Source organism: Pseudomonas sp. LBUM1645, assembly GCF_059716185.1.
In genome coordinates this window covers 6,924,060-6,948,337 of the sequence record NZ_CP166811.1, presented here as the reverse complement: position 1 = coordinate 6,948,337, position 24,278 = coordinate 6,924,060, and the positions used below count along the sequence as shown (strand labels likewise).

Genomic DNA, 24,278 nt, shown 5'->3' with positions numbered 1-24,278 from the left:
ATTTTTGCGGACTTGGACTCTTGTAGATTCACCATGGATAATTTATATGATGGCGTATATGAAATTGACAAGGAAGAAGTTCCAGTCCTGTTTTTTTATTCCAAGGTAATTAAACCGAAAGCAAGAAGGCCACTGGAAATTAACCTTAAGTTTCGGTGTGTTAGTCCTGCAAGTCTCAAAGATATTTCAGATTTTTCGGGAGGAAAAATAACTGAAAATGGTTGGGTTATTAGTTTGGACCCTGATGTTGCAAGTGGCACCAAAATGTACAATACGTTTTACTTGTTGAAAGGGAAAAACTGGGAAGGTCCAGGCATATCCCAAGACGTTACGAATGGCGAGGAAGAAGGCAGGACGCGTAGGTTTGGGTTCTGTATCCCTCATGGCTCTGCTGCTCTTTGTGGTGGTGGCGATGTCGCTTATCTAAATGATCTAAAGGGCTCCGCGCTGCGGGAGGTCATTAAGATGATTGAGACAATTGAATTTGTGGAGTAGAAGTTTCCAAAATACGTTTTTTTATCGTAAGGGGGACTTGTAGGTTGATTGCCCTCTGTTGGTATTAATAAATAGAGTCGTCCACTTTTCGTCCATTACTATGTGTTGTCTGAACTTGTAACCGCTCCGCCAAGTGCATTTCATAAGAGGGTGTTTTGATGAAATTATATAACTTTTGGCTGTTGCTTATTACGTCTGTTCTGGCCTCTGCTGTTGCTCATGCAGAGTCGTTAGAAGAATGTGGTGCATTGATGCCAGAAATACCTGGGTTTAAGCTGGTTGTGAAAGCTGAAAACAATGTTTGCTATGGGGAATTGATTTCTCTAGTGGGGTTAAGTCCGGCAATTCTTGTGGAGGAGAACGGTTTTATTATACGGCCAATTCTTTTTGAAAGTGCATTAAAGGAATCGGGGCGATTTAATGAGAAAGGTAATTATATATATAGTTACTCTGTGGATGGAGCCATCGAACAAGTTTCGGAGGCGGGGGGGGGTGGATTTTGATCATTCCATTGCGTTTGGTACAACTGTCCTCCGAGTGACTATGTCACCATTTACTCTATGGGATTCAGAGGAAGATATTAAGAAGGCACAGAATAGGTTTTCCATCTTGAAGTCTGGCCTACAGTTAAGTTGCTTTTACGGTCTTGTTGGTGTGGGGCGCTCGACAGCAACGTTGTCTGCATGTGTGCCTAGATCCTCCAACTCAGCAGATCCTACTATCGAAGATATTAAAGCTGCGTTCAAAAAAATTAAGCCTTTAAACGGGTAACCGTGAATAGGGGAAAGTAAGAAAAAGAAGGAAAAATAGTGATTAAAATCGTAGCTTTGTATTTGCTTTCCTCATTTTTTCTGGCACACGCTGGCGAAAAGCTAATTGTTGAAGCCGATGGTTGTGGAATGAAGGCAAGTGATTCCTCGGGTTTTTCAACTGAGGATACAGGTGAAGGTGAGACCATTATTAAATACAAATATAAAGACGGTAGGGTGCGGAATATCCAGATCGGTTGCGAAGATATGACTTTGGTGGATGCAATATCTGGATATTATGTGCAAGAGAATGATGGCTTGAAGGTTGGGACTGGTTCGCATCCTTTGGCAAAGGCAAGGACATATTCTGGTAGTAATTGGTCTGGCGTAGAGGGCGTTTATTTTTTGAGTGCGGTTTGCTTTACCACATCATTTGAAGCAGGAAAAAGTCACGTGTTTTTTGTAGATACATGCGGTGAGGAAAAGGACACGAATGAGGTAAGGAAGAGTTTCTTGTCGCTCCTTAAACACGCTGAAACTTATTACGTCGAGCCCGGTGCGAAGTAAATGGTAGATAAGCAGTAAAACGGATTTGTTTTTGCCTGTGTAATCCGTCCTTCTCACTGCGATTACGTTTCGCCTGCAGTACGATAAGGACGGATTTTAGGTGGATTTTACTGCCAATAAATTAATCGGTCACTATTTTAAATTTATGGTCCGGGCCATCATGGAGTGACGGATCCTGCGGATAGATATAGCAAATTAAAGGGGCATTGAATGTTTGATATATATTGCGTGGGTATATTGGAGCAAAAGGGGGGCAGATTCATTTATGGGATGGCTTTATCCGTTATCTATTGATAAATAGATCTTTCTCCTTTTCTTTGGTTTTGGTGCGCATGAATAAATACTTTCTAATTTGGGCGGGGCTTTTCCTTTCCTCAATGGCTTATGCGCAGGTTGACTGTAATGAAAGTACCGCAAGTCAACAGGTCTCTATATGTGCAGGCCTCGCAAAGAAGGAGGCTGATACGAAACTTAATGATAGCTATAAGGCGCTAATCGGCAGAGCTGAGTCGCGATATATTTTTCAGTATCAATCTCAGCCTGAAATGCAGAAAGCGTTCTTGACGAAATTAAAGGATTCGCAACGTGCTTGGATAAAATTACGCGATACGAATTGCCCGCTCGAAGGGTTTGAGAATGAGTGGGATAAACCCGCGTATATCGCGGAGTTGGACAAGTGCGTTGCAAGAATGAGTTTGGAACGTGCGAAATATTTAGACAGGATAATACCTGGGCGTTAATTGCTATGAGTAGGGACGCGAAAAGAGGAAAAGGGGACAGATTTATTTATGAGGTTGATTTAGCTGTGTCTAGTCCTGAAGCAGGTGTAAACCTATTTCAGAACTAGACAGTTTGTATTCGGATAGGGGGCGGATTTATTTATTTGGGTAGCCCCTTACTAATAAAATAATTCGTCCTCTTTCATCTGGTACTGAAACATTGCACCTTGAAAGTCTTGGTAAAAGGTTTGGTAGTCATGAGCAAACGACAACAATTTTTGAGTGACGAAAGGCTTTCAAATTATTTTAAAGCCAAAGAGCATGATCTTGAGTTCGCAAAGGAACATCTGTTTGAGGCTGACTCGCCTGAACAGGAAAAATCTCTCAGGGCTAGGTATTTTCAAGAGCTTGCCCTGGATGAAATATTGATTCGTTACACGGCTGGGGACGCGATTGACAGTCTGGCTCCTCTTTTGCAGAAGCTTGTCGAGCAATATCAGGAAGTCCAAAAAGCCCTCGCGGCTTATGAAAATTCACCCAATATTCCCCCGCTTGATCTAGGCCTGCTTTACGAATATGAGGAATGTGTTCAGGTCGTCAGTCTATGCATATTGCTTCATAGAATAGATTTAGTAGTTCACTTCGTTGCGTTGTTTGATAAGGCAGGTTATGCCGGCGACGATACGCTTTATGAGGATTTGCTGAGTAAAGTTCTTCCCAATCGTCGCGACGTGGATGAATGGAACCACGAGACCTATACTTCTCTGGTTCATGCCATCTATGAGGAGGATGGAGAAGAGGCTTCGGCACTGCTCGAAGAGTATTGCAGGAACTGGTATTCCTCCTTTGAACAGGCACCGTGGCACGATACTCATCTGATGGGTGACAAGGGGAGTTATGTTGGCTATTGGGCACTTGAGGCTGGAGCCATAGCATATCTGTATGATATTGATGACAGCGCAATCATGCACATAGTCTACCCTAAGGATTTGGTCGACTATGCACGAAACTTTATGACGACCAACTTAACGAACGTCCCTTGTTGAGGTTGGTATTTCTTGCAAGAAAACGGGCTGGATGCCTACAAAAAATGAAAAGAAGACAGCTGTTCATTACGCAAAGATATTACAAAACCCTTGTCGAATTTTATGACGCTTCAGAAGTTTATTGGGCTTCTCACAGAATGGAGGAAGATTTTCCGGGTCAGGAGGCTTCTTTGAAAGCCTTTGAGGTTAAACAGGATTCTCTCGGCGCTTTGATAATCAAATATACAGCTGGTGAATCTATTTCAGAGCTGTATGAACCGCTTGAAAGAGTCGTGCGAAATTTCGAGGTGTATCAAAAGGCCTTGGCTGAGTATGAGGGTGTGCCGAATATATCGCCACTAGATCTTGAAGACTCTCCAGCCGATTTTGAGGCGTTTGTTCAGGTGGCCAGCCTGTGCATCCTGTTGCATCGAAATGATCTTTTGGCCAGATTTGTACATTTGACAGATGCGGCGGGTTTTAATAGTGAGGATACGCTGTACGAAGATTTGCTACGTAAAAACTTAGCAGGAAGGACTGATATAGATGAATGGTTTCATCCAGTATATACGAAGCTGATCAGATCGGTTTATGCCTCTAGCAAGGCCGAGGCATCTAAGCTTTTGAATGAATATTGCTGTCAGTGGTATGAATCTTTTGGTGAACTCCAGGCGAGCTGGCATGACTCGCATTTAAGTATTGATGGTGATGATGGTAGCTACTTTGGGTATTGGGCCTTTGAAGCAGGTGCTATTGCATTTCTTTATGGGATTGATGATAGCAAAATAGATCATATGGTTTATCCGAAGGACTTGGTTGAATATGCTAGAAATTATACTGGATCGACAGTCGTGCAAACGAACGTATTGACGCCGGAAAGGTAGTATTAAATGTTTAATAAATATCACGCCATTGCATTGCTATTTTTATTGTTCGCCCATCCTTGTCATGCTGATGAAGATCCGCTCCCGCTGGATATTACTGGCGCCAATGGGAGTTTGCTGCAATTCAAAAGCTGGCACCAGCATGGTGGTTGGACTGATATAGAGTATAAAGGGCCAAATGGTGCATTTAGAATATACGACCTTCCGAGACAGCAAGAGTCTTCAGGTATAGGGACGGTAATTTTCTCCGATGCGGAGTCAGTTTCCCCTGATAAAAAATTCTTGCTGGTATATCGAACTGTTTTCGGTGATGTAATCGACGGGCAGGGTAATGCTGTCAATTCCGAGCAAGCACACTGTGAGGCCGTGGCCTTGGAAAGTGGTTGTGTTAAGGACGTTGGTTCGGTGTCCCAGTGTGACGGAGCCTGGGTGGGTGATAAGTGGAAAGTTACAACAGGAGAGGTTTTTGATTTTTCTATAGAAGGCATGCCGCCGAAGCAGTTAGTCAAGGAAGTTTCCGGTTTGTCCTCAAATGAGTTTCGTTCTAACTCATTAATGGATCTGATTTTTATGGGAGTGTCTTCTTATATGGCATGCTACCCGCCCGAAAAGAGTATCTCTGAATATAATGATATAGGGTTCTATTTTGCACAGGGCGGTCAACATCTGTTAGCGATGCAGATTTATAATCGGTTATTAAGTTTGGCTCCCGATAGAGTACCGTTGAAGCTTAATGTTGCTGACTCGCTTTGGGCGTTGGGTAAGCAAGATCAGGCTAGATCGTTTTATGTAGCCTATCGAGAGGCCATGCTGAAAAAAGGGGCTGCGAGTAAACTACCAAAGCGGGTTGATGAACGGTTGAATTAAGAAAGGTTTATATGTCGCGGTTATCAACTGGCTATACTTTGGAGAGTAACGAGTGAAAAGAACCTGCCTGTTACACGTATCTATTGTCGTGTGTCAGGTGTGGAAAACAATTCCATTGTTTTAGTTTTGAAAAAGGCAGCGACCACATGCGATTTATTATTTTCTTTGCATTCATTTCTACATTTGCATTGTCCGCTAATGCCGCGCCTTCCAATTTGAAAGTAGAGCCTTCATTGCCCGCCGCCATGATCGCCGCCATCGAAGAGGAAAATCATATGTCGGCGCAGGAACTCCGCCTGATACCAAACGGTTCGGTGAGTTGGAAGGGGAGTGTTATCGGGGCGGCGGCGTTTGACGACGCGATAGGCAATTGTTCGATTTTTACCTTTCAGGGTGGTCTTCTGCGCGAGGTGTTTGTGAATGTGCCTTGTAAGTTTAAAGGCCCGCCAACGCTGAGGAACGAGCGGAAAACTGCGTTGCCGGATGTTTTGTACGAGTTGGAGGTTTACCTGGCCAACCGGGGCGCGATGGTGAACCACAGTGTGGCGTTTTATTTCGATTCTGAGAAAAACGCCTTTTGTGCAAGCGACTCGCTTGCTGCGTGGTATCAGTCAAAGGGTAGAAACCGGAAGCCAGATCTTCAGGATGGAAGCTGTGCAGCAGGATATTAATTTCACAGGTTGATCGTATTAAGCTGCGACGCCATTTCGTATCAGCAAGAAAGGGGGCGCGAAGCCCCCGTTCTCTATTCGCGAAGTTGCTACACCTTCGCCCGATGCTCCGCCGGATTCGGCGAATCAATGTGATCCAGCGCTCGTTCCACTAACAGATGTACGCCGTCCGCCATCCTGCTGAGTGCTAATGCGACTGATCGACGTGAGCCTTCCACACCGTCGGCCAGGTCGGCGGCGATGGCGCTGATGGATAGCAGGTCTTCTGAGGCGTTGGCCAAAAGGGTTTCGGTGTGGAGGTCGGGAGCTACGATGAAGAGGTAGCCTTTGCGACGTTTTTGTTTTTCGTCAGGAGGTGGCGCGAAGTGATGGTCGAGGGCGCGTTCGGCGGCTTCGTGAAGCTTTTTGGAATCGAAGGATTCGTAGGGGGATGTGGCTGAGTCTTCTGGCGGATTAGGTGTTGGCTTGATCATAGATGTATCTCCTGGAATTAAGAGACTGACACCGTTTCGCTTTGCACTTCGAAAGAGGTGGCAGCTGTGCGTTGGTGTGCAAGACCGATCCAGGAACCGGCAGACCCGAAGGCCTCCGACGCACAGCCGCCATAACGACCCGTGAGCATAGGAAAACGCTCGACGAATAGCCATAAGCAATTGCGCACCTGGATTCGGACTTGCACGTCCGAGTCACCATATTTGCGGTGACGAACAGAGGTTATAGGTGAACTCAAATCACGCCTAGTTCACGAACACCCCCGCGTATTGAAGGAAATGTCCGAGGATGTCGAAGTCAGTGTCAGCGGATGAACAGGTATTTTTAAACACCACACCTGAGCAGGTTAAACGAAGGTTTTTGAGTGATTGACATGGATTGTTTTTTGAAGAGAAGCGGCCACCCGACGGCGCTGATGGCCAGTGTTGTGCTGGGCGTGCTGCTGGGTGGAGCGGATGCGTTCGCTGAGGATCAACCTTGCCCGTTCGACGTGCCTCAAACAGAACTGAAGGTCGCAAGCTGCGTTCAGGAAGGGGGCGTGGACATACTCAAGCTTATGCCGCGCAACCAACCTGACTACGACACCAACCTCGACAATCTCCCCACCTTCATTCTGACCGGGAAAAACCTGCAGGCTATTTTGGCGGTCATCGGGACGGATAGTGCCCAGCGTTACAACAAGCTGATAGAACTGCCCAACGCTGACTCAATCATGGATTATTCGGACGCCGCGCCGACAGCAAAAGCTGTAATGCAGCAGCGAGGCTGGACGCTATTGGACATGAAAGACGTGATTTTCCCAGGACCTGGGGGAACTGAAGGGGCTGGATTAATCTGCAACACGCTTCAAGCAGAAACAACAAAGGGCTTAGTGGTGGTTTCTCAGTGCAATTCTTTTTATGAAGATGAGAAATCAAACCTGAAAAAACTCCTCGCCCGAATCACCTGTAAACCCCCAAAAAGTGAAGCCTCGCCAGCGTTGAACACCGACTCAGGTACTATCGTTTTCAACTACACCAAACTACCCGTAGACGAATCCCAAGACCCCGACGAAAAGGCCATCGACGTCGATTTTGTAAATTGCGCCGACGGTAAAAAGACGAATATCGGCGGGCTGCCCTTTTTGGCCGCCACCGGGCGCGTGCAAGCGGCTTTCCTAGCCCAGGCCAAACCCGATACCGCGCCGATGCTGTTCATCATTCATGCCGTCGGAATCAGAGCCTATACGGGCGTTAATTATCTGGGCGAGTACTACACCGTTCATGCGTATTCCCCTACGGCGAAGGGTTATGTGCGGGATGAGCGACTGTCGAACTATTTCGGCAATGGCGGCGATATTGCGCGCGATGTCGAGTCGGAGGAGTTGGTCTACACGTTCCCCTACAAAACCGCCGATGACATCGTCGCCAAGCTTAATTCCGCCGCTTATAAACATTGGGCCGCGGGGGACAAGGTAACGCTCACGATCAACAAGAAAACCTCTATCTACAGTTCACCGATTTTAGCCGACGTGACGAAGATGTATTTGATCCAGGGCGATTCGGTGTTGCAGGAAGGGGTTGAGTCGGGTTGGGTCAAGATCTTGTTCAAAACTCCGAAGGGCAAATCCATTCGGGGTTGGGTGCAATGCGGCGATGCCGGTGGCTGCTGATCGATACTTCATAGAACGGGTGCCGTAAAACAGATGAAAAACTTAATTCTGGTGTTGCTGGCAGGCTGCTTTATCACGATGGCGAGTGCTGCCGATTTTCAACGCGTGACCGTAGAACCGCAGGGCGAGCAGAAAGTAGTGGGGCCGTGCATTGGCGATCAAAGCACGTTGCAGCTGAAAAATGACGTCATCAGCGTCATTGCGCAGAACGGTGAAAGCTACAGCCTGAATGCCGATGAGCAAACCGAGGCGCTTGCCGCTTATTTCGGTTCGGACGCTGATTCAGGGCTGTGCGTCATGGCTATCAAATATGCCGAGAACGAGGTGAATGAAAGCTTTTCGCTGTTCGTCTTTGATCCGCAGCAGAACCGTTTCAAGCCTTCCGCCGTCAAGACCATCACCAACCCGGAATTTACCAATAATCAAATCATCAGCTACTACAAGGACGGACCCACGAATTACACCGATACCTTATGTTTTGATAGCAAGGATTACTTCCCTTGCGAGAAGCGCGAGTGGTTTGCAGAGCGTCTCGGCAAGCAGCAAATGTGTGAGGGTGAAGACGCTTGCGCACTGCCCGACATCATCAGCGAAGCAACGGGTCAGCCGGTTGACGCGACGATCGTCGATGCCAAGGTTTACTTGCTGAACAAGACCGATGAAGCGGTTTTTACTCAGAGGAAAGCCTATCTGGTACGCGGCGACAGCGTAACGCTGGATGACTACGTTCGAAACGATGAGGGTTTGTACTTTCAGGTGACGTTTGTCGGCAAGGTCAAGACGGTAGGCTGGGTGCCGGCGAAGTCGCTCAACATTGAGTATTAGTAGGGTCGCCACTGCCATTAATAAATAAATCTGTCCCCGATTTCCTTTAGACTTGCCCCCCTCAAGGAAGACCTCAGGACACGGAATGCCAGTCCCCTTAAACACCCTTCGCTCTGCGCTGGTGGTTTGGCTGTACGCCGCCGCCCTGGTGCATCTGCTCGTCAGCCTCGCGCTGACCTGGGCCGGCCATTCGGGCCTGCTCGACGGCTACCTACAAACCATCGAACAAGCCTTCTGGGCAACCGACGCCGTACCCGTCGCCGCCCGTGCCCAACAAGTCTGGTGGCTCGCCTTATTCGGCGCCACGCTGCAAAGCTATTCCCTCTACATGCTCGCCCTCGTGCGCATCGGCCATCGACTGAGAAGTCCCATGGCGTGGGGCTGGTTAATCGCCGGCATCGTGCTCTGGGCGCCGCAAGACATGTGGATCTCCGCCCAGGCTCGCGTCTGGTCACACCTGTGGTTCGACAGCTTCGCACTGCTCACCTTGCTGCCGCCGCTGTTCTGGCTCTACCGCCACGACCGTCGCGCAAACCCGTCAAACAACACGCCGAGTGACGCCAACCATGTCTGATTTTTCTCTCCTGGATTGGGCGGTCGCGCTGCTGATTGCCCAGGCCATTCTCGGGGCGCTGGATACCCTCTATCACCACGAACTCACCGTCGCGTTGCCCTATCGGCACAGCGCGCGGCTGGAGTTGTCGATTCACGCGCTGCGTTCGTGTTTCTACGGGATTCTGTTTTTGGGCATGGCGCATCTGGCGTTTCAGGGCACGTGGGCGATTGTGATTGCGCTGCTGTTCGCGCTGGAGATCGGCCTGACGCTGTGGGACTTCGTGGTCGAGGATCGCAGCCGCAAACTGCCGGCCATCGAGCGCATCATGCACACCGTGTTGGCGGTGAACGGCGGGGCGTTTTTCGCGTTGTACGGCACGCAACTGGCGCAGTGGGCGAGCTTGCCGACGGGCCTGAGCGCGATCGATTTCGGCTGGCGCGGCTGGTTGCTGACGCTGTTCGCTGTTGGCGTGACGGCCTCGGGGATTCGCGACGGGTTGGCGGCGTTGCGCATGCAGCGCGAAGGCAAACCGGCGAACCCGTTCGCGGGCGGCGCCTATAAACGCGTGCTGGTGACCGGCGGCACCGGGTTTATCGGTGAAGTGTTGGTCAATCAGTTGCTCGACGCCGGCCACACCGTCAGCGTGCTGGCTCGTGATCCGCTGAAAGCGGCGTACCTGTTTGATGGTCGCGCTCGTTGCCTGCGCTCCCTGAGCAAACTCGGCTACAACGAAACGTTTGATGTGGTGATCAACCTCGCCGGCGCACCGGTGGCTGGGCCGCGCTGGAGTGCCAAGCGTCAGGCGCAACTGATCGCCAGTCGGGTCAATACTACCGAGGCGCTGATGACTTGGCTGAAGAACGCCAAGCATAAACCGGCGCTGTGGATTCAGGCCTCGGCCATCGGTTTTTACGGCGTGCGCGATGCCAGCGAAAGCCTTGATGAACGCGCCAGCAAGGGCGACGGATTCATGGCTGAGTTGTGCGCCAAGTGGGAAGCCGCTGCGCAACCGGCCACCGAGTTGGGTGTGCGTCAGGTGGTGCTGCGTTTGGGTGTGGTGTTCGGCCCGGGCGGCGCGTTGTTGCCGTTGCTGATTCCGTTTCGCCTGGGGTTCGGCGGGCGCATGGGCGACGGCCAACAGATCATGAGTTGGGTGCACCGCGACGATGTGATTCAAGTGATCGCCCGCGCCTTCAACGACGACAGTCTGAGCGGCACCTACAACCTGGTGGCGCCGGACGCGGTCAGTCAGGCGGTGTTCGCCGAGCGTGTCGGCAAAGCCTTGAAGCGCCCGGTGTGGTTCCACATCCCAGCCACACCGGTACGCGCACTGGCCGGCGAAATGGCGCAGTTGTTCTTCGACGGTCAGCGCGTGGTGCCCAGCCGTTTGACCGAGGCGGGTTATACGTTCCGTTACCCGACCCTCGACGCTGCCCTGCGCGATCTGGCCTGAGGACTGCCCATGAGCAAGCCCCTGATGTACCTGCTGGCCGGCAACGGTGGCGCCGCCGATTGGTGGGACGACGCGTTGCCGCACTTTCAGCGCTATCAGGTGGTGCCGCTGGAATTGCCAGGCTTCGGCAACAATCCTCAAGCCCCGTGCGAAGACCTCAGCGCTTACGCCCAGGCATTGCTGACGGCGACCGTCAAAGGCAGCGCGATCATGGCGGTCGGGGTGAATGCGTTGCTGGTGTTGCATGCGCTGCAACATCAGCCGGGGCACTTTTGCCGCAGTGTTTTGTTGGCGCCGGTGGGGGCCTTTCTGTGGCAGCGACGGCTGCCGGCGTTGATGTCGCCGCTGCCCATTCGCAAGACCATTCACTGGCTGCTGTCGAACAAGCCCGCGTTGTTTGCGCACAAGTTTTCCAACCAGACCTGGACACCCGCGCAGTACCAGCGCATGGGCGCCGGGTATGCACGCTGCCGCGCGTTTGTGCCTCACTGGGACCTGGTGCGCGCCGACACTGCGTTGCCATTGCTGGAGTGGATCACCGATCCGGTCGAGCTGGTCTGGGGCGATCAGGACAACGTGCTGGGCATCGCGCAGGCTGCCGCGTGGTCGGCGATTCTGGCCCGTGCTGATCTGAGCATCTGCTTGAAAACCGGTTGGGGGCATTACCCGTGGATCGACTCGCCGGCCGAATTCGCCGGGTGGCTGGAGTCGGGCGAGCGCGGATTCGTCGCTCACACCAAGGGTGGTCGGTTGCGTCTGGCCGAGTTGGCCGGGCAAGCGGTGCCGCCAGCGCTGTCACTCAACGATTGCCACGATCCGCGTTTGTCGGCGTTTCTCGCCAGTCAACCGGGCGCCACGTGGGCGGTGCGTTCCTCCAGCTATGGTGAGGATCAGGCCGATGCGGCGAATGCCGGTTTGAGCACCACATTCCTGCGTGAACCAACGCACAACGTGCCGGCGCGTATTGCCGAGTTGAGCGCGGCGGGTGTTGAAGAAGTGGTGGTGCAGCGCTTCATCACACCGCAGCTGTCCGGCATCGCTTTCGTGCGTCACCTGTCGGTGGAACTGGAATGGGTGGAAGGGCATCTCGAATCGTTGGCCGATGGTCAGGTGAGTCCCGAGCGTGCAATCATTTCCCGCCTCGGCGCCTCCTGGAGCAGCGACACGTTCAAGCCTTCACTTGGTTTGACCGCCGACCTGCTGTGGCGCTTTCTACAAAACGTTTTGCGGGTTTTTCACTACGTGCCCGGCGACGTTGAATGGGCCTGGGACGGTACACAACTGTGGCTGCTGCAATACCGGCCGATCAGCGATTACGGCTGGCGTCGTCACCTGACGGCCGCCAACATCGCCGAGATCCTGCCGCCACAACCGAGCCGCTTGGTGGAGTACGCCCAGCGGCGTGCAACGGCGAGTATTCCGGCGATCATGGCGCGTTGGGATTCACGGGTGCTGCAGGACAACGAGCCGTTCACTGCCGTGTTCGGCGGCGCGTCGTACATCAACAATGATCTGTTTCTCGCCCGATTGGCCGACTGGGGAATCTCCGCCAGCAGCTACGCCGGTGAGGTCGGCGGCGCGACACCGCATCTGCCTTGGCGCCCGCTGCGTCTAATCCGTTCGCTGCCATTGTTCCTGCGCATGCAACGCATCGCGCGCGGGCATTTGCTGACGTTGGAAAAGCGCTTGCGCCGCTTCGACGAAGAACTGTCCGAGTTGATCGCCCAAGGCGCCGACGGCCAACAACTGGCCGACTGGTTCACTCGGTTTTATGTGTTCGTGGTGCAAGGCAACTTGTGTATCGCTACCTCACTGGCCAGCAGCGGCGGCGACCTGCTGGGCCGGCCACCGACGGCTTATGACGACCTTGAAAACAGCCCGCATCGACTGCCTTGGGAAACCGATCCAGCCACGTCACGCCCGGCCCCAACTGATCTGCCGTTACAGGCCTTCCCCCAATGGTCGGGGCTTATCCGTGTGGCCCATTCGACCGGCCTGCCGGGCCTGCGCGGTTACTACCTGCAAGTGCGCGAGTGGTACCGCGACAACCTGATGCGGGTGTTCTTCCGCCTGCACCACGCCATGCCGATGGCCGACCGAGCGCATTGGTTTGCACCGCATCCAGACATTCGAACCCGCGACGGCAGCTTCTGGCAGGACGGCCGCGAAGGCACCGAGCAGGCGACGGGTTTCATGATTTATCCGGGGCAGGTGCAAGGCATTCTGGGCGACGACATTTTGCTCGAAGACACACTCGACCCTGGCCGCCACGCGCATTACCAAAGCGCCCGGGCAGTGATCGCGCGGATGGGCGGGCGCTTGTCCCACGGCTCGACCTTGTTGCGGGAATTGCGCAAACCTTCGGCGGTGCTGCCTCAAGTCGATGTGGCGTGGCTGGGGTGTGAGGTGCTGTATCGCGATGGTGAATTGACGTTGGTGAAGTAGTTTTTGATGAAAAGGAATTCTCTTGTGGCGGGTTTGAAGCGTGGGTGTCTGGCGTTGTTGGCGCTGGTGATGTCGTTCGGTGCCTTCGCGGCTGAGACGGGTGCGGTGCAGTGCCCTGGTGATAATTTTGCCGATTTCGTCAAAGCGTTCTCGGCTGATGCCACATTGCAGCCAGGTTTTATTGCCTCACCGGTGATCGAGCAGACGTTGGTGCCTACTGGGTCGATTCCGCGAACAGTCGAGCGGCAATTGATGACGCTGGACCCTGGTGCGTTGGCGGTGCTCGCTCCGGATTACGTCGCCAAGTCCGACCTTGATGTACACATTCAGATGCCCGACACAGTATTCGTTCGTGATCACAAAGGCCTGGTACTCAAACGCTTCACCTTCAAACGCACCGACTGTTGGCAACTGGTTCGCGTTGAAGACTGGTCGCTGGAGAACGTAATGGCTGCCGGGCAGGGTGAATTGCGCGCCTCGCCGGGTGCGCGCGCGCTGAATAGAGGAGGGCTCTACCAAGTGCTGGGTATGCGGGCGCCGTCTCCCGCTTCATCCCAACTATTCATTTCTGCGTTGGCCAGCTATTTGGACAGTGCTGACCAGGGTTCAGCAACGGCCGCTTTTTCGGCGGCAATGCTGAGTCTTACAGGGAAGGCCACGCGTCTGGACAACCCCAAAATCCTTCAGCTTTTGACCTTCGCCTCGACGACCTCGGCACTCGCCAGTCTGGCTCTCGCAGACTTCTACTGTGACGAAGGCCGCTACGACGAAGTGCGCCCCTGCGCCGACCCGGAACGATCCCTGGCCGCGTTGGAAACGTCCGCCACCCAGCGGTCGCTGATTGCGCTCAATCGACTCGGCATCGCCTATGCAGATGGATCGTTGGGCATTCACGATCCGCAACGGGCACTGGCCTGTTATCTGACCGCGGCGAACAAGGGCCTCAAACTCGCGCGCACCAATGCCGACTTTTTGATCGCGAAAGGCATCAAGGTTGACGCCCTCAACGTGTGCTTGTCTCGTGACCGTAGCGCTGAGGTCAAGGCGTTGTCGTGCCCATCGCCGGATTTCACCCTGTTTTTAGCCGACTACGTCGAGAGTCCGGCCATTCAAAAGGCATTCACCCGCGTCCCGCTGAAAAAGCTGACCTTGGTGGACGCCGAGCCTGAGCCGGCGCAACTGACCACCCTTTTGGATATTACTGAAATGGTGTTCCCCCTTGTCCCCAATGCGAATCACCGTGAAAGGCAGGGGCTGACCTTGCAGATCATGGACAAGAGCGACACGTCGGCGACGGTGAAACTGCAAAAGCCTGACACGGATTATCAAGTCATTTACCGGTTCAGTTTTGATGGCTGCTGGGTACTGGACGAAGTGCAGGATTTCTCTATTTGACTACCGGGCTTATTTCAAAGGATTTGAAGTGAAAAGACTGTTGCTGTTATTGATTGGCATGCTGCCGTTGACGGCTCACTGCGAGGTTGTGTCGGAGAATCTTTGTTTTGAGCTGGGTGAGGGGAGCCCGGTGAAGTTCGAGCTTCGGACCTACTACGACACTACGAACAAGTGGCAGGGTGGCTTTGTTAAATACGCGTCATCCGGTGTGCCGATTCCTTTGGTTTTAACCGATAGCCAATCTGAAGAAGTGAGCCCGCAGAGGCCATGGCAGCTCACAAGAACATGGTCGGAAGTGCTTGATGGAAAGGTGACCGGTGAATACGAAATGGTGAGCCAGGGCGGGATGATCGTTTCGATGAGCTACACGAAGAAGTCGAACGGCAAGGAGTACGGGTTTTTTAGTTCAGGTACCGAAGTCTCTTTGGAGAAGGGTTGCCAATGGGAGTAATCGGTTTGCTCAGGAGATACAGCATGAAAGGACTTTCGATTTTATTGGGCTGCGTCCTGGCGGGCGCGGCCTCTTTGTCTTTCGCCGCCGATCCATCCTTCATGGACTTCAACGTTACCGAAGTGTTTGCCGGTCCAAACCACGCCCTGGCGCCGCAGGAAAACAGCAGCCAATGGATGGATGACGCGCGAGCGCAGGCCCTCGCCGGCAAGGTCAGTTTTGCCGGGCACTACGTTCTGCATAAGGTGGGTTGTGGCGGCAGCGCGTTGTGTGTCGAGGTGCTGGACGTGCAGACGGGAGAGGTCGTGACGGGATTGCCAAATGCCTATGACGGCGACTTTCTGGACCTGTCTTACCAGCCTGACAGCAACTTGATCATCGTCTCCGGCATCACCGCCGACACCGAAAAAGACCTGAAGGGTAAACGCCTGAAGAGCCGCGACCGGGTTCGCTATTACGAATTTGTGAACAACGATTTTCGGCTGTTGAAAATCAAGGACGAATAAACGATGAGGGTTCATCTCAGAACCCTGCGATCTCTAAATCAGGGCCTGACCAAGTGAAAACATTTTTGAAAAAGTTATTGATGCCGATGTTGCTGGCCTTCCCCGCATTCGCTCACAGCGAAGTGGAAACGAGAATTTCCTGTTTTCGATCCCAAGAAGGCAAGGACATAAAGTTTGAGTTCAGGACCTACCACGATCAGGCAGCCAAGTGGAGCGGGGCGGCGGTCAAGTATGCAGCGTCCAAAGAGTCGATCCCGTTGGTCTACAAAAGTACCGAGCAAGAAGAAATGTCCGAGGGCCGACCTTTTCAATTCACCACCACGTGGGTCGAAGTCGTGGGGGGCGCAGTCACGGGTGAATATGTCATGGTCCGTCAAGGGGCGCTGATTTACGGCATGTCGTACACCAGTTACAAAAGCAAGAAACGCTTTGGGTTTGAGCATTACCCGTTGATCGAGTCCTCTCCTGAAAAGGGTTGCCGGTGGTGAAGCAATTTACCTTAAAGATTTCAATTTTCTTGATGGCGATATTGAGCTTTGGCGCTGGCGCCGCAGAGTTGTCTTTTCCACAAGCAACGTTCTGTGAGTATTACGGCAAAGCCCCAGGCAGTTGTTCAGTTGCCTTGAATGAAGAGGGCTATATTTTGGATGCCCGCTCAGGAAAGAAACTGTTCGACGCGCCAGAATATACAGGCGCCATGTTTACGAACGCGCTGTATCGCTCCGGCAGCCAGTACATTCTGGAAAGTGAAAATTACTCTGCCGCAAAATCTCGCCGTTGGGTGGTCTTCAGCTATGACGGTAAAGAAGTCGTCCTGAATCATATCTATATTTTTTCATTAAATATCTCTATGCAAGTGGGCCCCTACTGGCATGGCTATGACTGCCGACCTGTCAGAGCGAAGTTGGGCGCTCATGCGGGGCAGGGGCTCTTGGAATCGGCCACCGATACCCTTTGCAAGGACGTTGAAGCAAGCGCGGTAACGATTGCGGATCAAGTCCCGGCGTCTTCGGCCGCAGGTTCTTTGGCGGTCAGCGTCCCGGTGTACAGCGACGGGCAACGAAATGGCTCTGCGACCTATCTGTTTGAGGGCACTGATGCACCTGAGTTGTTGAAGCTAGCGTGTGATTCCAATTGCTCAACCTCTTCCCAGGCCCGGTCGGCGCCTTTTCCTGTGGGAATTGCCGGGCCGCTACCGCTTCTTTGCGATACCAGCGACCAAGCCGTATTTCAATGTGAAGTGAAAAGTGGAAAAACCCTGGCGCTGTGCGCGGCACGTGATACTGCCGGGGACATCACGGGTTTGCAGTATCGCTTTGGTCGCGAGGGCAAGATTGAACTGGCCTATCCATCAGGCATGGCTTCATCTTTGGAGAAGTTCACGATCAATCACTATGTCCGGTACCGCGCTGATTACGTGAGAGTCGCATTCGCCAGTGGTCCCTATAACTACAGCATTGTTCGCAATGCGGATGAAGACGATGAAGGAAAGCCGCGAGTCGGCGCCGGCGTTACGGTGACTAAAAGAGCGGGTGACGGGAAGGAGATCAACCTGACCTGTACGCAAATAATCAAGGATGGGTTACCCGCACTGTTTAATAAGCTGCCCTGTGACGCTGAAGATGCGCTGGGATGTGATGTCAGGTGAGGATCACGAAGGCAGTTATACGGGCGCTTTTTGTCAGACAATTAGCGTGACTTGGCAGTCATTGGCGTCAAAAAGCGCATCATCTTCTGCTAACACAACCCAATGATGTCGTTATCCCCCGAAGCCGCTACACTGCGCCGGCCGTTCATTTTCCTATTGAGGCTGTGCGCATGAAATTTCGTTTTCTTCTGTGGATGCTGGGTTTGTTGATGGGTAAGGCCAGTCGGACTAATCCTGCATTTCAACAGCAGTTGGGTGACAAGGAATTGGTGTTTCAGCTACAGACCCTGGACGGGAAAGTGGCGCGGCATTTCTTTGTGAAGGATCAGCGAATTACCAGCAAGTCCGGTGTGTATACCGAGCCGGCGTTTGCGATTGCCTTTAAAGATGCGGCATATGGCTTTGCCACGATGCAGGCGAAGAACAAGCAGCTGGCGTTTATGACGGGGATTCAGGACAAGTCGATTCAGATCAAGGGCAACCCGGCGCTGGTGATCTGGTTTCAGGGGTTGACCAAGTATTTGAAGCCGAGGAAGAAGCCTGCGACCACTCGCTGATCAAATTGATGTCCGCTGACGTTAAGGCTTAAAGGGCCATCGCTTTGGCCTGAAAAGACAGTAGAACTGTCATTTCTTACAGGTGCTGAGCGTTGGGGTTAACTGCTTCACTGAAGTTCGAATCCGAAACAGATTCATCACTATCAGTGGAGCAAGGCCATGACTCAGATTCAATCATCGGCGCGACCAGGCACTCTTGACCCAAGCTTTGGCGAGAAGGGAGTGCTCAAGCTGCCAATCCCCGGTGCTTCCGGAAAACTTGCAAGTGCTGTCCTGGCGTTACCCGACAATAAGTTACTTGTGGTCATTCAGCCCCAGACGGCCAAGATTCTTGTCTCGGTGGCAAAGCTGAATGCAGATGGGACCCCTGATGATCAGTTTGGCGTTGAAGGGGTTGTTAACGTGATTTTGCCCGATCATGAAATGGAGATGATACGTGGCTTCACTCCATTGGCCGACGGCGGATGGCTGATCAGCGGTCAGTATCCGGGAGGCATGTTGGTCTTGCGTCAACGCAGAGATGGCAAACTGGCAGATAACTTCGGGGAGGGCGGCGTACTGCTTTTACCCCACAACGCTGGGAGCGATTCCGAGTGGTCGGATGCCAAGGGTATTCAAGCTCATCGGCATGGTGAAAATAACGCTGAGCAAGCCCCCAGGGCCATGATGAGTGGTGCAGTTGCTTCTTTGGCTGAGGATCCCGATGGAAAAATCATTCTGGCCAAATACCACCGGGATGATTCGGGTAATTCTGGAGAGGCTGTGCTTCGACTAAATGCCGATGGTTCTCCCGACAAGAGTTTTAATGGGACAGGCTTTGCGTACATCGATCTGGGAGGTATCACAACTGAATTCATGACCGCCCAAGCTGTTGCAGTTCAGGCGAACGGCCGAGTATTGGTGTGCGGCCATTTCAAAAGCGAACTGTCAACCGATCCGGTGAGTGCCTTTGTGGCGCGTTTTGACGCGCAGGGACGAGTCGATCCTGAGTTTAATCGCGGCCGGCCATTGATTTTGTCTCCTGCCAATATGCGCTGGACTGAGCTTCGTGCAATTAAGGTCAATGAGAGCGATGGCAGAATTGTCGCAGTGGGCGAAGCATTCCGGGAGGATAGGCAAAACACAGGGCTGATTGTTGTTCTAAATTCTGGCGGCTCTTTCAACCTTGTCTTCAATGAAGGGCAGCCATTGTTCTCCAATATGTTGCCTCAGGGACTCAGTTGGGTTAAATGCGTCTTGCAGGCGAATGGAGCATTCATCGTCAGCGGGAATGGTGGTAACGGCTTTGTGAGTAAAGATCTCTGTGCCGTGACTGCGCGATATCTTCCTGATGGTTCGCTGGATGCGGATTTTAACGACGGTGATGGCTATAACGTTTTCCTGGAAGAGGGCTTGTTTACGGCGACTCAGGAAATGACAGTCATGGGCGATGGTCGGATCGTATTGTGTGGCGACTACTGGGTGGATGCTGAACCTTGGCCCGGCTTAATTGGCGGTTGGGTTTTGCGCTATCTTGCGTGAGTTGTTCAGTTAGACCGGGTTGGATTCATCGCGGGCAAGCCCGCTCCCACAGGATCACCTAAATCCTGTGGGAGCGAGGCTTGCCCGCGAAGCTTTTAGACCTGGGTGAATTGCGAAGCCAGTTCGCGCAGCAGGACTTCGGCTTCGAGGACTTTGCTAACGACGTCGTTAGCCTTGTCGCGGGTCAGGCCGACGCGTTCCAGCAAGGCATCCGGGATGTCTTCATCTGGCCCAGACCCAATCCCACGACTGCGCAGCAAGCGCACAGCCAGACACACGAGGTTTGGGTACTCGGCGTAATCGCCGTCGTAGCCCGGGTCGTGCTGGAAGCGCAGCGCAGTGGCCAGCTCTTCGGGCATGTCCCAGTAGCGCATCAGCCACGAGCCGATCTGTTCACGGCTGATGCCCAGCAAGTGTTGCTCGACATAGCTGTGGCACAGGTGCGGGTTGACCTCCAGGTGGCGGCAGATCAGCGAGAAGTGCGGTGGAAACACGTGCGCCAGCAGCAAGTAACCGAAGTTGTGCAGCAGGCCGGCGAGGTAGGTCAGGCCGGCTTCCGGGCGCTGGGCGCGCGGCATGGCGCGGGTCAGGCCTTCGATGACGGCGGCGGTGTAGATCGATTGCTGCCAGTACGGCGTGGTGTGTTGCGGGTGGTCTTTTGGCAGGCTCAGGGTTTTGCCCAGGGCCAGGCCCAGCGCCAGGTTGATCACCAGGTCGAAGCCCAGCACCCGCACGATGGCGTCTTCTACTGAACGAATCTTGCCCGGCGAGGCGTAGTACGGCGACGCCGCCCAGCTCACGACTTGTGCGGCCAGGGCCGGGTCGGTTTCGACGACGCCGGTGATGTCGTCGATGGTGGCGTTGGGGTCGACGCGCAGTTTGATGATTTTCTGCGCGGTCTCGGCCAACGGCGGAATTTCGATGGTCTCTTCCAGGCGTTGCTGGATGCGCCGCGCGGTGAACGCTTGAACGGCCTGGGTGATTTCCTCGCGGTCATCGTGGGGGCGGTCGAGGTTCGGGCGAATGCTGGTCAGGGCCTCGCCGAAGTTGGCGGCGCTGGCCTTGGTCAGCATGGTCTTGAAGTCTTCGCTGGAGACTTCCAGCAACACGCCCGGCTCGCCCGAGTTGATCAGCAACTTCGGCTCGCGCAGCAGGCTTTCTTCATACAGGCACGGTGAACTGGTGAGCGCCGGCATACCGGGCAACAGGCTCAGGTTGTGTTTGCCGAGCATTTTTACCAGGCGTTCGGTCGACACAGCGGTAAGGCGGCGGCCCGTCAGTTCGGCGAGGCTATTGAGGTCCAGCAATTGGCTCTGCGGGAACAGCACCATGAGCGTGCCCACGGCGTCATCAAGCAGAACAGCCTGCACTTTGCGTGCGGCGTTCAGGCCGTGATGGTCGAGGACTTCTTCGTAGGCAATACCCAGTTTGCCCAGCATCAGCCGAATAACCGACGGAGCGTGCGGGGAGGCGGGTGCGAGGGCAACTTCGGTCATGGTCTGTATCCGGTTTTAAACAATTGCAGGAGTATAACCAGCTTGCTCAAGACGATGGTTTAGAAACTGCGACGGTGCTCACACTTGGCCGTATTGCTGCCCATGACGTAGCCAGCGGTCGAGCAGCGGGCTGACGTGATCCGGCCAGCGTTCCAGCAGCGCCTGGGCGGCGTCGCGCACGGCAGGCAACAGATCGGCGTCGCGCATCAGGTCAGCGACCTTGAATTGCAGCAGGCCGGTCTGGCGCGTACCGAGCATTTCGCCGGGGCCGCGCAGCTCGAGGTCTTTTTCGGCGATGACAAACCCGTCGTTGGTTTCGCGCATGATGCCCAGGCGCTGACGACCGATCTGTGACAGCGGTGGATGGTAGAGCAGCACGCAATGGCTGGCGGCGCTGCCTCGACCCACACGACCGCGCAACTGGTGTAATTGCGCGAGCCCGAGGCGTTCGGGGTTTTCGATGATCATCAGGCTGGCGTTGGGCACGTCGACGCCGACTTCAATCACCGTGGTGGCGACCAGCAGTTGCAGGTTGCCGGCCTTGAATTCGGCCATGACCGCGGCTTTCTCGACGGGTTTCATGCGGCCGTGGATCAGCCCGACCTTCAGCTCGCCGAGGGCGGCGGTGAGGTCTTCGTAGGTGGTTTCGGCGGCTTGGCAGGTCAGCTCTTCCGACTCTTCAATCAGCGTGCACACCCAATAGGCCTGACGCCCTTCGGCGCAGGCGCCGCGTACGCGCTCGATGACTTCCACCCGCCGTGTATCGGTGACCAATACAGTGTTCACCGGGGTCCGGCCGGGCGGCAGTTCGTCGAGGATCGAGGTGTCGAGGTCGGCGTAGGCGCTCATGGCCAGTGTCCGGGGAATCGGTGTCGCGGTCATGATCAGCTGGTGCGGACACATCCGCCCGCCGACACCTTTCTGCCGCAACGCCAGGCGTTGCTGCACGCCGAAGCGGTGCTGTTCGTCGATGATCGCTAGCGCGAGGTTCTTGAACTGCACTTCGTCCTGGAACAATGCGTGAGTGCCAACCACCATCGGTGCGCCGTTGGCGATCTGCTCCAGTGCGGCCGCGCGGTTCTTGCCTTTGAGCTTGCCGGCCAGCCAAGCGACTTCGATGCCCAGCGGTTCGAGCCAGCGCTTGAAAGTGATGAAATGCTGCTCGGCGAGGATTTCGGTGGGCGCCATCAGTGCGACTTGATAACCGGCCTCCAAGGCCTGAAGTGCGGCGAGAGCGGCGACCACGGTTTTACCCGCGCCGACGTCGCCCTGAATCAACCGCAACATGGGCTCGTGCTGACTGAGGTCGTAGGCGATTTCGTTGCCGACCCGTTGCTGAGCGCCGGTCGGAGTGAAGCCAAGGTTGGCCAGATACTGGGCCGGAAGCCGGGTGGCTTTCGGCATTGCCGGCGCGCGCAGGGAGCGCATGCTCTCGCGCAGGCGCTGCTGGGACAGTTGATGCGTCAGCAGCTCTTCGAAGGCCAGGCGGTGTTGCGCCCAGTGATGACCAAGGGCGAGTTCGTCGACGTCGGCATCGGCGGGCGGGTGGTGCAGGTAGCGGATCGCATCGGCCAGCGGCGCCAGTTGATAGTCCCGCGCCAGTTCGGTCGGCAGCCAGTCGGGCAGGCTGGTAGGGCCAAGCATCGTCAAGGTCTGCATGCACAGTTGGCGCAAACGCTGTTGAGTCAGGCCTTCGGTGAGCGGGTAAACCGGGGTCAGGGTTTCGTCCACCGGCGGCGGTTCGTCGCCGGTGATGGCGCGATATTCCGGGTGGTAGATTTCCAGCCCCGACGCGCCGGGCCGTGCTTCGCCGTAGCAGCGAATGCGCGTACCGCGTTTGAGACCTTCTTTCTGGGCGTTGCTGAAATGGTAGAAGCGCAGGCTGAGCCCGCCGGTGCCGTCCTGCAGACGAACCACCAGGCTACGGCGGCGGCCCATGACCACGTCGGCGCCGCTGACGGTGCCTTCGATCACGGCGTCTTGCCCGGGTCGCAAATGGCCGATCGGGACCACGCGAGTGCGGTCCTGATAACGCAACGGCAGGTGAAAAAGCACGTCCTGGAGATTCTCCAGGCCGACCTTGGCCAATTTCTCGGCCATGGCTTCACCGACACCCTTGAGTGCGGTCACCGACACTTGCGACAACTCGGTCATGGCAGCGACTTAGGCCGCAACCACCGGTGCTTGCGGCTTGGCCACCGAGCACAGGCGAATGGAGTCAGCGAGGATTTCAATCGCCTTAGGCCGCGGGAAGCTCGCGCGCCAGGCGATGGCCACGGTGCGGAACGGCACCGGAGGCGTGAGTGGACGCACTTCGATCACACCGGGAGCGTAGTGATGGCTGTCGACTGCCGACAGCGGCAGGATCGAGATGCCGAGGCCGGACGCAACCATGTGGCGGATGGTTTCCAGGGAGCTGGATTCCACCGTGGTGTGCTTGGCGCCGTCGTTGCCTTTGGCCAGGGTCGGGCAGGCTTCCAGCACTTGATCGCGGAAGCAGTGGCCTTCGCCGAGCAGCAGCAGGCTCTTGTCGTTGAGCAGGGCGGCGTCGATGGATTCTTTTTGGGTCCACGGGTGCTGGGCCGGCATCAGGACGTAGAACGGCTCGTCGTAGAGTTGCAGGGTCAGCACGTCGGCTTCGTTGAACGGCAGGGCGATGATGATCGCGTCGAGCTCGCCGTTGCGCAGTTTGTCGCGCAGCACGTGGGTGAAGTTTTCTTCGATGTACAACGGCATCTGCGGGGCGACCCGGTGCAGTTGTGGAATCAGGTGCGGAAACAGGTACGGGCCGACGGTGTAGATGGCGCCGACTTTCAGCGGGGCGGTCAGCTGGTTTTTGCCGGCCTGGGCCAATTCGCGGATGCCTTGGGCCTGTTCCAGGACTTTCTGCGCCTGGGCGACAATGCCTTCGCCGACCGGGGTCAGGCGCACGGCACTCTTGCTGCGCTCGAAAATCAGCACACCGAGTTCGTCTTCAAGCTTTTTCACGCCCACCGACAGGGTCGGCTGGCTGACGTGGCAACGCTCGGCGGCGTGGCCGAAGTGCTGCTCTTGGGCGAGGGTAACGATGTAGCGTAATTCTGTAAGAGTCATAGCAAGCGTCCATGAAGTTGCGAGCCAAGCATACCGGCTGCAATCGATAGACGCACGTTATCAGACTGAGTGCGTTGAGTGACACAGGGCAAAGCAGGTTTGCCGCTGGCGGATATGCAAAAGGCACCTTTCGGCGCCTTTATGGCTGCGGCATAACCCTGTGGGAGCCGAGCTTGCTCGCGATGAGGCCATAACATTCAGCATCATCGTTG

General features: G+C 54.6%; 24 protein-coding genes. 20 read left to right on the top strand and 4 right to left on the bottom strand.

From position 1 onward, the window contains the following. The first annotated feature begins 33 nt into the window (after window positions 1-33). From ACA079_RS31770 to ACA079_RS31735, 8 genes are all read left to right on the top strand, one after another. Complete coding sequence (locus ACA079_RS31770; RefSeq protein ID WP_497702085.1) at window positions 34-495, top strand: hypothetical protein; 462 nt, start codon at window positions 34-36, stop codon at window positions 493-495. A 158-nt stretch (window positions 496-653) separates the two neighbouring features. Then, window positions 654-998: a hypothetical protein gene (locus tag ACA079_RS31765; protein WP_497702084.1), complete on the top strand. Its 345-nt coding sequence runs from the start codon at window positions 654-656 to the stop codon at window positions 996-998. Between the two features lie 306 nt (window positions 999-1,304). Further along, window positions 1,305-1,811 carry a hypothetical protein gene (locus tag ACA079_RS31760; protein WP_497702083.1) on the top strand — a complete coding sequence of 169 codons (507 nt, stop codon included), beginning with the start codon at window positions 1,305-1,307 and terminating at the stop codon, window positions 1,809-1,811. Window positions 1,812-2,143: 332 nt separating this feature from the next. Beyond that, window positions 2,144-2,551 carry a lysozyme inhibitor LprI family protein gene (locus ACA079_RS31755; protein ID WP_497702082.1) on the top strand — a complete coding sequence of 136 codons (408 nt, stop codon included), beginning with the start codon at window positions 2,144-2,146 and terminating at the stop codon, window positions 2,549-2,551. A gap of 236 nt (window positions 2,552-2,787) precedes the next feature. Then, window positions 2,788-3,576 (top strand): PoNe immunity protein domain-containing protein, encoded by a 789-nt coding sequence (locus ACA079_RS31750; RefSeq protein ID WP_497702081.1) that lies wholly within the window; start codon window positions 2,788-2,790, stop codon window positions 3,574-3,576. Between the two features lie 44 nt (window positions 3,577-3,620). Next, window positions 3,621-4,439: a PoNe immunity protein domain-containing protein gene (locus tag ACA079_RS31745; RefSeq protein ID WP_497702080.1), complete on the top strand. Its 819-nt coding sequence runs from the start codon at window positions 3,621-3,623 to the stop codon at window positions 4,437-4,439. A gap of 6 nt (window positions 4,440-4,445) precedes the next feature. Beyond that, on the top strand, window positions 4,446-5,306 hold the full coding sequence (locus tag ACA079_RS31740; RefSeq protein WP_497702079.1) for a tetratricopeptide repeat protein: 861 nt from the start codon (window positions 4,446-4,448) through the stop codon (window positions 5,304-5,306). A gap of 146 nt (window positions 5,307-5,452) precedes the next feature. Then, on the top strand, window positions 5,453-5,977 hold the full coding sequence (locus tag ACA079_RS31735; protein WP_497702078.1) for a hypothetical protein: 525 nt from the start codon (window positions 5,453-5,455) through the stop codon (window positions 5,975-5,977). An 89-nt stretch (window positions 5,978-6,066) separates the two neighbouring features. Here ACA079_RS31735 and ACA079_RS31730 read toward each other — a convergent pair whose 3' ends face one another. Beyond that, window positions 6,067-6,450, bottom strand: a complete 384-nt coding sequence (locus ACA079_RS31730; protein WP_497702077.1) for a DUF6124 family protein — start codon at window positions 6,448-6,450, stop codon at window positions 6,067-6,069. Between the two features lie 392 nt (window positions 6,451-6,842). Between ACA079_RS31730 and ACA079_RS31725 the strand changes: the two genes are divergently transcribed. The 12 genes from ACA079_RS31725 to ACA079_RS31670 all read left to right on the top strand — a co-directional run bounded on the left by ACA079_RS31725 (window position 6,843) and on the right by ACA079_RS31670 (window position 19,477). Next, window positions 6,843-8,120, top strand: a complete 1,278-nt coding sequence (locus ACA079_RS31725) for a hypothetical protein (protein ID WP_497704403.1) — start codon at window positions 6,843-6,845, stop codon at window positions 8,118-8,120. Window positions 8,121-8,153: 33 nt separating this feature from the next. Then, a complete protein-coding gene (locus ACA079_RS31720; protein ID WP_497702076.1) occupies window positions 8,154-8,945 on the top strand; it encodes a hypothetical protein in 792 nt (263 codons plus the stop codon). A gap of 85 nt (window positions 8,946-9,030) precedes the next feature. Beyond that, entirely contained in the window at window positions 9,031-9,519 is a 489-nt protein-coding gene (locus ACA079_RS31715) for a cell division protein (protein ID WP_497702075.1), read from the top strand. Then, a complete protein-coding gene (locus tag ACA079_RS31710; RefSeq protein ID WP_497702074.1) occupies window positions 9,512-10,954 on the top strand; it encodes a TIGR01777 family oxidoreductase in 1,443 nt (480 codons plus the stop codon). The genes ACA079_RS31715 and ACA079_RS31710 overlap by 8 nt, the downstream gene beginning before the upstream one ends. 9 nt (window positions 10,955-10,963) lie before the next feature. Further along, entirely contained in the window at window positions 10,964-13,399 is a 2,436-nt protein-coding gene (locus ACA079_RS31705; RefSeq protein ID WP_497702073.1) for an alpha/beta hydrolase, read from the top strand. 54 nt (window positions 13,400-13,453) lie between these two features. Next, window positions 13,454-14,794, top strand: a complete 1,341-nt coding sequence (locus ACA079_RS31700; RefSeq protein ID WP_497702072.1) for a tetratricopeptide repeat protein — start codon at window positions 13,454-13,456, stop codon at window positions 14,792-14,794. A gap of 28 nt (window positions 14,795-14,822) precedes the next feature. Further along, the gene (locus ACA079_RS31695) at window positions 14,823-15,245 is read left to right on the top strand and encodes a hypothetical protein (protein WP_497702071.1); all 423 of its coding nucleotides are present in this window, start codon (window positions 14,823-14,825) and stop codon (window positions 15,243-15,245) included. 23 nt (window positions 15,246-15,268) lie between these two features. Continuing rightward, window positions 15,269-15,751, top strand: a complete 483-nt coding sequence (locus ACA079_RS31690) for a hypothetical protein (RefSeq protein WP_497702070.1) — start codon at window positions 15,269-15,271, stop codon at window positions 15,749-15,751. A 53-nt stretch (window positions 15,752-15,804) separates the two neighbouring features. After that, entirely contained in the window at window positions 15,805-16,239 is a 435-nt protein-coding gene (locus tag ACA079_RS31685) for a hypothetical protein (protein WP_497702069.1), read from the top strand. After that, entirely contained in the window at window positions 16,236-17,399 is a 1,164-nt protein-coding gene (locus ACA079_RS31680) for a hypothetical protein (protein ID WP_497702068.1), read from the top strand. The genes ACA079_RS31685 and ACA079_RS31680 overlap by 4 nt, the downstream gene beginning before the upstream one ends. Before the next feature lie 170 nt (window positions 17,400-17,569). Next, the gene (locus ACA079_RS31675; RefSeq protein WP_497702067.1) at window positions 17,570-17,956 is read left to right on the top strand and encodes a helicase; all 387 of its coding nucleotides are present in this window, start codon (window positions 17,570-17,572) and stop codon (window positions 17,954-17,956) included. Between the two features lie 159 nt (window positions 17,957-18,115). Then, window positions 18,116-19,477: a hypothetical protein gene (locus ACA079_RS31670; protein WP_497702066.1), complete on the top strand. Its 1,362-nt coding sequence runs from the start codon at window positions 18,116-18,118 to the stop codon at window positions 19,475-19,477. A 95-nt stretch (window positions 19,478-19,572) separates the two neighbouring features. On the opposite strand, the gene ACA079_RS31665 is transcribed toward ACA079_RS31670, so the two are convergent. The 3 genes from ACA079_RS31665 to ACA079_RS31655 all read right to left on the bottom strand — a co-directional run bounded on the left by ACA079_RS31665 (window position 19,573) and on the right by ACA079_RS31655 (window position 24,066). After that, window positions 19,573-20,973, bottom strand: coding sequence for an aminoacyl-tRNA deacylase and HDOD domain-containing protein (locus ACA079_RS31665; RefSeq protein WP_497702065.1), 1,401 nt, complete (start codon window positions 20,971-20,973; stop codon window positions 19,573-19,575). A 78-nt stretch (window positions 20,974-21,051) separates the two neighbouring features. Beyond that, window positions 21,052-23,127: an ATP-dependent DNA helicase RecG gene (gene recG, locus ACA079_RS31660; protein ID WP_497702064.1), complete on the bottom strand. Its 2,076-nt coding sequence runs from the start codon at window positions 23,125-23,127 to the stop codon at window positions 21,052-21,054. Window positions 23,128-23,136: 9 nt separating this feature from the next. Next, window positions 23,137-24,066 carry a hydrogen peroxide-inducible genes activator gene (locus ACA079_RS31655; protein ID WP_008150125.1) on the bottom strand — a complete coding sequence of 310 codons (930 nt, stop codon included), beginning with the start codon at window positions 24,064-24,066 and terminating at the stop codon, window positions 23,137-23,139. Between the last annotated feature and the right edge of the window lie 212 nt (window positions 24,067-24,278).

Coding starts and splice junctions, on each gene's coding strand:
- ACA079_RS31665 (WP_497702065.1), bottom strand. CDS start 20,973: ATGACCGAAGTTGCCCTCGCACCCGCCTCCCCGCACGCTCCGTCGGTT.
- ACA079_RS31745 (WP_497702080.1), top strand. CDS start 3,621: ATGAAAAGAAGACAGCTGTTCATTACGCAAAGATATTACAAAACCCTT.
- ACA079_RS31730 (WP_497702077.1), bottom strand. CDS start 6,450: ATGATCAAGCCAACACCTAATCCGCCAGAAGACTCAGCCACATCCCCC.
- ACA079_RS31655 (WP_008150125.1), bottom strand. CDS start 24,066: ATGACTCTTACAGAATTACGCTACATCGTTACCCTCGCCCAAGAGCAG.
- ACA079_RS31765 (WP_497702084.1), top strand. CDS start 654: ATGAAATTATATAACTTTTGGCTGTTGCTTATTACGTCTGTTCTGGCC.
- ACA079_RS31675 (WP_497702067.1), top strand. CDS start 17,570: ATGAAATTTCGTTTTCTTCTGTGGATGCTGGGTTTGTTGATGGGTAAG.
- ACA079_RS31725 (WP_497704403.1), top strand. CDS start 6,843: ATGGATTGTTTTTTGAAGAGAAGCGGCCACCCGACGGCGCTGATGGCC.
- ACA079_RS31690 (WP_497702070.1), top strand. CDS start 15,269: ATGAAAGGACTTTCGATTTTATTGGGCTGCGTCCTGGCGGGCGCGGCC.
- ACA079_RS31750 (WP_497702081.1), top strand. CDS start 2,788: ATGAGCAAACGACAACAATTTTTGAGTGACGAAAGGCTTTCAAATTAT.
- recG (WP_497702064.1), bottom strand. CDS start 23,127: ATGACCGAGTTGTCGCAAGTGTCGGTGACCGCACTCAAGGGTGTCGGT.
- ACA079_RS31705 (WP_497702073.1), top strand. CDS start 10,964: ATGAGCAAGCCCCTGATGTACCTGCTGGCCGGCAACGGTGGCGCCGCC.
- ACA079_RS31670 (WP_497702066.1), top strand. CDS start 18,116: ATGACTCAGATTCAATCATCGGCGCGACCAGGCACTCTTGACCCAAGC.
- ACA079_RS31720 (WP_497702076.1), top strand. CDS start 8,154: ATGAAAAACTTAATTCTGGTGTTGCTGGCAGGCTGCTTTATCACGATG.
- ACA079_RS31735 (WP_497702078.1), top strand. CDS start 5,453: ATGCGATTTATTATTTTCTTTGCATTCATTTCTACATTTGCATTGTCC.
- ACA079_RS31710 (WP_497702074.1), top strand. CDS start 9,512: ATGTCTGATTTTTCTCTCCTGGATTGGGCGGTCGCGCTGCTGATTGCC.
- ACA079_RS31715 (WP_497702075.1), top strand. CDS start 9,031: ATGCCAGTCCCCTTAAACACCCTTCGCTCTGCGCTGGTGGTTTGGCTG.
- ACA079_RS31770 (WP_497702085.1), top strand. CDS start 34: ATGGATAATTTATATGATGGCGTATATGAAATTGACAAGGAAGAAGTT.
- ACA079_RS31755 (WP_497702082.1), top strand. CDS start 2,144: ATGAATAAATACTTTCTAATTTGGGCGGGGCTTTTCCTTTCCTCAATG.
- ACA079_RS31740 (WP_497702079.1), top strand. CDS start 4,446: ATGTTTAATAAATATCACGCCATTGCATTGCTATTTTTATTGTTCGCC.